The 6,939-nt window shown below is 65.0% G+C and carries 6 protein-coding genes and 1 other annotated feature; of the genes, 2 read left to right on the top strand and 4 right to left on the bottom strand.

Features of this window, described 5'->3' with window-relative positions:
• Window position 1 precedes the first annotated feature (1 nt).
• From G510_RS0111685 to G510_RS16705, 4 genes are all read right to left on the bottom strand, one after another.
• Window positions 2-1,258, bottom strand: coding sequence for an MFS transporter (locus tag G510_RS0111685; RefSeq protein WP_029153771.1), 1,257 nt, complete (start codon window positions 1,256-1,258; stop codon window positions 2-4).
• Window positions 1,259-1,302: 44 nt separating this feature from the next.
• Entirely contained in the window at window positions 1,303-2,625 is a 1,323-nt protein-coding gene (locus tag G510_RS0111690; RefSeq protein ID WP_051216717.1) for a hemolysin family protein, read from the bottom strand.
• Between the two features lie 103 nt (window positions 2,626-2,728).
• Window positions 2,729-3,796 carry a TerC family protein gene (locus tag G510_RS0111695; protein WP_029153773.1) on the bottom strand — a complete coding sequence of 356 codons (1,068 nt, stop codon included), beginning with the start codon at window positions 3,794-3,796 and terminating at the stop codon, window positions 2,729-2,731.
• A 202-nt stretch (window positions 3,797-3,998) separates the two neighbouring features.
• Complete coding sequence (locus G510_RS16705; protein ID WP_157560579.1) at window positions 3,999-4,337, bottom strand: hypothetical protein; 339 nt, start codon at window positions 4,335-4,337, stop codon at window positions 3,999-4,001.
• 1,449 nt (window positions 4,338-5,786) lie between these two features.
• Here G510_RS16705 and G510_RS19115 point away from each other — a divergent pair.
• On the top strand, window positions 5,787-6,047 hold the full coding sequence (locus G510_RS19115; protein WP_425411295.1) for a transposase: 261 nt from the start codon (window positions 5,787-5,789) through the stop codon (window positions 6,045-6,047).
• Window positions 6,014-6,161: a sequence feature (AL1L pseudoknot), on the top strand. (Overlaps the previous gene by 34 nt.)
• Window positions 6,053-6,805: an IS3 family transposase gene (locus tag G510_RS16710; RefSeq protein ID WP_157560581.1), complete on the top strand. Its 753-nt coding sequence runs from the start codon at window positions 6,053-6,055 to the stop codon at window positions 6,803-6,805. (Overlaps the previous feature by 109 nt.)
• Window positions 6,806-6,939 lie beyond the last annotated feature (134 nt).

The following is a 6,939-nucleotide window of genomic DNA, read 5'->3' on the forward strand; positions in this document are numbered from 1 at the left end:
CTCACCCTTCCTGCTCGTTCGATGGTTCTATTGTGTCCAACCCCCGGAACGCCGGGGCGACGAGTGCGATGACGCCTGTCACCGCCATCAGCACTGCGATGCCGATTCCGGCTGCCGTGAGTCCGAAGCCGGACGCGACCGCAGCGATCGGCGCAGACGTCAGCGCCGGGGCGGCGAGCATGAGCGCGTTCTGAGCGCCGAGCACTCGACCTCGCATGCGATCCGGCGTCGCCTCGATGGTCGCGACGCCGAGCACCGCAGACATCGGCGCATTGGTGAGACCGATCAGCACGGCCGCGATGATCACCATCCACGGCGCGCCCAGCGTGCCCAGCGCCACGAACCCGATCATGCTGCCCACGATCCCGATGACGAACCATGCTCGACGCGACGTCCGGCCGATCATCGCCGTATACACGCCGGCGCCGACCAAGCTGCCGAGCGCGATTCCCGTGACCGCGAACCCACTGAGCTCGGGCAGCTGCTCACGGCTGAAGTACGCGGGCAGGACCGTTGCTTGCAAAGCGGCGAGAACGGCGATGAACACCGCCGTCACGATGGTCGCTCCCAGCACGAGCCGACTGCCCAGCAGGAACCGCCACCCTGCGACCAGATCCGCGAAGAGTCGTCGGACTCCGCCCGAGTGTTCAGCCCCTGCGACAACCGTCGACTCGATCTCCCCAGCACGGGGCGAGATGGCGAACGAGAGCACCGCTGCCGCGAGGCTCGTTCCGGCGGTGATGAAGAGCGCTGCAGAACTCACGCCGAGCAGGTACACGAGCAAGCCCCCGACCCCGGGACCGATCAGCATCAGCACGGCCGAGAGCGACTCGCGCACACCGACGAGCCGGTCCAGCGCTCCGGGCTTCCCACCGCCGAGCAGCGCGACGCGGGGCAGCATCGTCTCTCGCGCCGTCATGCCGGGCATGTCGCCGAACGCACCGATCACGCCGAGCACGATGAACCACGTCAGATTCAAGCCCCACAGCGCGTCCACGACCGGAAGCGCGGCGACGGATCCCGCGGATAGCACATCGCTGATGATCGACACCGTGCGCCGGTTGACCCGATCCACGAGAACCCCGGCCAACACCCCGACCACTGCGGCGACGCCCGCAGTGACTGAGGCCAGAATTCCCGCGGCGAGAATGTCGCCGGTCTTTGCGAGCACCAGCAGGGGGAACAGCACCGAAGCGATGCCGTTCCCCAGCAGGGACAGGCTGTACGACCCGAGATAGACGAACGTGTTTCTGCTCATCCGTCCATCAGAAACTATGCCGTCACGGCATAGTCAAGCGGGTGTCACTGTGGTGCGGAGGAACCCGGCGGTTCGTCCGCCGTCTCCACCTCATCTGTCTCGCTCGAGCGGAACGTGACGCGGACGCCGGAGATCCGTCGTCGGTCCATCTCGGCCACTTGGATCGTCGCCCCGGCCACTTCGATGGAGTCGCCGACCACGGCGAGCCGACCGAGCCGTTCTGTCACCAGCCCGGCGATTGTGTCGGACGGTCCCCTCGGCAGTTCGAGGCCTGTGCTTTCTTCGAAGTCCTGCAAATTGAGGCGTCCGTCGATCACCCCGCCCGCGGCGACCGGATCTGTCGCGGTGTCGTACTCGTCGAAGATCTCGCCGACGACTTCCTCGACGAGGTCTTCCAAGGTAACGATGCCGTCCGTGCCGCCGTACTCGTCCACGACGACGGCGATGTGGTGGCCGTCGGCTTGCATTCGGGTGAGGGTGGCGAGAACGCGCGCGGTCGAAGGGAAGTAGGAGATCGGCCGCATCAGGCTCTCCAACGTCCGGTCGGGATCCTCCGTTGCGGTTTCAAACAGATCGCGCACGTGGAAGAAGCCGACGATGTCGTCGATCGATTTGTCGACCACCGGATACCGGGAGAACGGCAGCTCACGCACCTGCGGCATGGTCTCTGCCACGGTGGCGGTCGCGTCGAGTGCGACGACCTCGGGGCGTGGCCGCATGACCTCACTGATCTGGCGGCCGCGAAGCGACAGCACGTCGTCGAGGATACGGCGTTCGTCATCGGGCAGCCCCTGGTGGGTGGCGACGATGTCGCGCAGCTCGTCCTCGCTGAGCTCGTCCGCCGTCTTGTCCGGATCGCCGCCGAGCAGACGAACCAGAGCATTCGTCGAGACCGATAGCAGCCAGATGACGGGCCGCATGACGATCGCGAAGCCGTTGAGGACAGGGGCGACGGCATAGGCGAACTGGGCGTTGCGCTGGATGGCGAGCCGTTTGGGAACGAGTTCTCCGAGAACCAGCGACAGGTACGCGATGATGAGCGTCAGCGCGACCGTCGCGATGGTGGATGCGAGCTGCGGAGCCATGCCCCAGAGTTCGAACAGCGGCGTGACAGACGGCGCGATGGAGGTGGCTCCGTAAGCGGCAGAGGCGAAGCCCGCGACGGTCACACCGATCTGCACGGCAGAAAGGAAGGTGTTCGGGTTGCGGGCCAGGTCGGCCACTTTCACCCCGCGTCGGCCGCGCGCGGAGATTGCATTGAGCTGACTCTCGCGCAACGTGACGAGCGCCATCTCGGTGGCGGCGAAGACGCCGCCCACGAGGACGAACACGAAAACGAGAACGATGTTCCATGCGAGGTCGCCCATCAGAAGACGATCCTCTTGCACAGGGAGGAGGAGGGCGCGCCCGGGGTCACCCGGGCGCTGGGTCTATCCGAGTCGGAGGACGACTCAGAACGGCGCTGATCTCTCACGAGCGTTCCTTCTTGTTGCCGGTTGAAATTGTGTTGCCCGGCGCCGCATCGGCGGCGGTCGACTCGTCGTCCGACGAGCCGGAATCCACCGACGGGCGACGGTCGTCATTGCGCGTCTTGATCAGGCTGGCCACCGCCGCGACGGTGATCGTGGCGCCGATGAACACCAGCGAGAACCAGATCGGAATCTCGGGCGCCCACAGCATGGGCTCTCCCCCGTTGACGAACGGCAGCTCGTTGACGTGCATGGCGTGCAGAACCAGCTTGACGCCGATGAACGCGAGGATCACGGCGAGACCCTGTGCGAGGTACACAAGACGCTCGAGGAGACCGCCGATCAAGAAGTACAGCTGGCGCAGACCCATAAGGGCGAACGCGTTCGCGGTGAATACGATGTACGCCTGTTCGGTCAACCCGTAGATCGCAGGAATCGAGTCGACCGCGAAGACGAGGTCGATGAAGCCGATTGCGACGATGGTCAGCAGCATCGGCGTCACAAATCGGCGGCCGTTCTTGCGCACCGTGAGGCGATCTTCGTGATACTCGTCGGTCACGGGAAGGTGGCGGCGTACGAAGCGCATGAAGCGCCCCTGCGACGGGTCGTTGTCGTGGTCGCTGAATGCCTGGCGATACGCGAGAAACAGCAGCAAAGCGCCGAACACGTAGAAGATCCAGGAGAAGTTCTCGATCAGAGTGGCACCGACGGCGATGAAGGCGCCGCGCAGGATCAGAGCGATCACGATGCCGATCATCAGCACCTTCTGCTGATACGCCTTCGACACCGCGAAGCCCGTCATCACGATGAGGAACACGAAGAGGTTGTCGATCGACAGTGCCTTCTCGGTCAGGTAGCCGGCGAAGTACTCGCCGCCGAAGGTCCATCCCGAGACTACGCCGATGCCCACGCCGAACAGCAACGCGAGTCCGATGTAGAAGGCCGACCAGCGAGCCGATTCACCGATCGTCGGCTCGTGCGGCTTGCGCACGTGCGCGAAGAACTCGTAGACGAAGAACGCGATCGTGACCGCGATCGTGATAACCCAGATGAGAGGGGTGATGTGCAAGAGAGACTCCAGATATGGCGTTGACAGATCAGCGCCAAGGTCTTCTCCATTCCCGTATGGGAACCGGTGACCCGGGATGCGATCCACATCCGTAATGACGAGCCGACCGTGTCGGAGTACTCCCCTTGAACATGACGATTCTATTGCACGGCCGGGAGGGGTTTGCTGAAGATATGTGATGGGGAGGCTGAACGACGCGGCCTCACACCGGAGGCGCTCCATCCCGTGCGCGCTTGCGCTCGAATGCGGCGACAGGAGAATCGCCGAGAATTGAACAGGATCCGCCGAGCACGAGCGCGGCGAGCCCCGCCACCAGCGCGAGTCCGGGCCAGTATCCAGGGATCAGGTCAGAGAATATCGGCTGACCGAAGAGGCTGAAGATCACGTCGAGGAGGCCCGCGAAGCTCAGGGGGACCCCGAGGATCACGAGGAGTAGTCCGAAATCGGCGAGGAGGTTCCAGGCGCGTGCGCGCAGCGCGCCGGGACCGGTCGGTCGATACGGTGCCAGCGCTTCTTCAACCTCGGCCGGCCATCGGACCACGAACACATCGTTCGCATAATCGGGATCGAGGGTGGAGTAGCGGACCGGTACGTGATACCCGACCAGGCGACTGCCGCGGCCGGGACCGCCGAGCGGACTCTGCACAGCCCGATAGAGAGTCTCACCGCCGGCAACATCGATGGTGATGTTGAGCGTGTCATCGCCTTGCACGTCGCCGCCGGGAGGGTCCTCTATGGCGGACTCGATCCGTCCCTCGGAGAGATAGCCTTCAGCGAACTCGCGGTCGCTCGGCCGGGGTCGCGGGCGAGGCGGAGGTGTGAACTCGTTTACGAGTACTTTTCCGACACGTCGGAGCATTGCCCGAACTCTCGAGTTCATCATCGCCTCCTCGCTTCATGTCCGTCGACTCTATGCAGACGAGCCGGCTCCCGATCACAAACGCATTCTGATCGGCGGTCGTCATTGCGGATTGCCGTCCAGCGACACGTGGCTGTATCGAGCCGGCCGGGTGATTGCCTGCTACGTGATTCGACACCAGCATCCTGTGATCGGGAGAGGCCGGCGGTGCAAGGATGAATGACGAGAGGGGCAACATGAAAAGCAGCGTGACGATGACCGTCCTGCGGAGCCTGTTTCCGGGCCCCGAAGACGCCGTCTCGCGCACGGTTGCGGCGCGCACGCCCGAGACGCGGGCGCGGATCCGCCGGTGGTCGCGTGTCGAGAGCGTCGGCATCGTCGTGACACTGCTGGGTATCGTTCTGCTGTTCCTTGCTCCGTTCGCTTCGGTCGCAGTGGTGATCTGGTCGAGCATCACCGACGTTGATCGCACTTTCCTGCATTGGTGGATCTGGGGCGTCGCAGCCGGCGTGGTGGTTCCCGGGGCCGTTATATGGGTGGTCGGCGGTGATCAGCGTGAAGCGGCCCGCTTTGCCAATGGCCAGGTTTCCGTCGGAACCGTGGTGCGAGCGGTGAAGCACCCCGGAAGCGGGGACGACAAGACCTGGTACGACCTGCGGATCAGCGCCGCGTTGCGGGACGGGACGACACTGCGCCGCAGGCTGCACCTCGGCGGTGAGACGCTCGACCGTCGCGTGGGCGGCCCCGTTCGATTCCGCCACAACACGCTCGACCCCGACGCGCTCGACGACGTGCACCTCGTCGACTGGAACGACAAGAAACGCCGGCGATCGCGCCGCGATGAGCGTATGCACTTGCCCGCGTTGGATCGCACACCGCGGATCGCGGTCGTGACGGCGAACGAGGAATCAGATGTCATGACGGGCTGGCCGGGCCTGTACGTCACCTACACCGGCACGGACGCCAGGCGGCACGAGGTGCACCTCGCCGATCATGTCGATGACACCTGGCTTGACCGGTTCCCCATCGGCAGCACGTTGAATCGGCCTGACTTTCGTTCCGTTCTTCAAGTAAGGATGGAACACGATGAACAGGAAGTACTCGCCGGAGATGCGTGTGCGGGCGTTGCGGATGCTCGCGGAGACGCGGCCGTCGCATCCGACGATGATGAGCGCGGTCCGGCATGTCGCCGGGCTGCTGGGGATGAGCCCGGAGACGCTGCGGTTGTGGCAGCGCCGCTACGAGGTCGACGCCGGGGTGAAGCCCGGGTTGACGACGGATGCGGCGGCGGAGATCAAGCGGCTGCAGAAGGAGAACGCGGAGCTGCGGAAGGCTAACGAGATCCTCAAGGCTGCGAGCGTGTTTTTCGCGAAGGAGCTCGACCGCCCCTGACCGAGATGATCCGGTTCATCGATGAACATCGGGATCGTTTCGGGGTCGAGCTCATCTGCCGGGTCCTGAGACCGGCAGTTCAGGGGTTCCTCACCTCTCGCGGCTATCGCGCCGCCGCAGGTCGTGCGCCGTCGGCGCGCCGGCTGCGGGACAACCTGCTGGTGCCGGAGATCGCCCGGCTGCATGCGGAGAACTACGGTGTCTACGGGCGACGGAAGATGCATGCGCTGATGCGCCGGCAAGGGTGGGACATCGGCCGCGACCAGACCGAGCGGCTGATGCAGCTGGCCGGGGTGCGCGGGGTGAAAAAGTCGAAGCGGGTCTTCACGACGAAGACCGATCGGACACAGTCTCTGCCGCAGGATCTCGTCAACCGGAGGTTCACGGCCGACGGCCCGCGCCGGCTCTGGGTCTGCGACGTGACCTACGTCGCGACATGGTCCGGGTTCGCCTACGTCGCGTTCGTCACCGACGTCTGCTCGAGGCGCATCGTCGGATGGAATGTCGCCGCCACGCTCAAGGCCGAGATCCTGCCGTTGCAGGCCCTCGATATGGCCGCGTGGGACGCTGGCGGCGACCTCACCGGGCTCACCCACCACTCGGACCACGGCTCGAACTACATGGCGATGGTCTACACCGACCGGGTCGTCGAACTCGGCGCCGTCCCCTCCACCGGAACCGTCGGCGACTCGTTCGACTGTCAGTCTGTTTCTGCCGCATCCCGCGAGGATGAGGAAGTCCTGGCCGGAGCGTTCTGACCCTTGCTTACGATTGGCCCGCAGGGTGCCTTGGCGTTGATCTGTCGAGCCTCCGGCCGGGCGCGCAGTAACCGCTGCCGCCGGATCGGGCGTGACCTGATAGGAGCCTGGAGCATACTTTCGACAGCGTCCCC

The organism is Microbacterium gubbeenense DSM 15944, from assembly GCF_000422745.1.
In the GTDB taxonomy this organism is placed as follows: domain Bacteria; phylum Actinomycetota; class Actinomycetes; order Actinomycetales; family Microbacteriaceae; genus Microbacterium; species Microbacterium gubbeenense.

What these genes read in the sequence shown, in the direction of transcription:
- G510_RS0111685 (WP_029153771.1), bottom strand. Translation starts at nt 1,258, where the DNA reads ATGAGCAGAAACACGTTCGTCTATCTCGGGTCGTACAGCCTGTCCCTG.
- G510_RS0111690 (WP_051216717.1), bottom strand. Translation starts at nt 2,625, where the DNA reads ATGGGCGACCTCGCATGGAACATCGTTCTCGTTTTCGTGTTCGTCCTC.
- G510_RS19115 (WP_425411295.1), top strand. Translation starts at nt 5,787, where the DNA reads ATGCTCGCGGAGACGCGGCCGTCGCATCCGACGATGATGAGCGCGGTC.
- G510_RS16710 (WP_157560581.1), top strand. Translation starts at nt 6,053, where the DNA reads ATGATCCGGTTCATCGATGAACATCGGGATCGTTTCGGGGTCGAGCTC.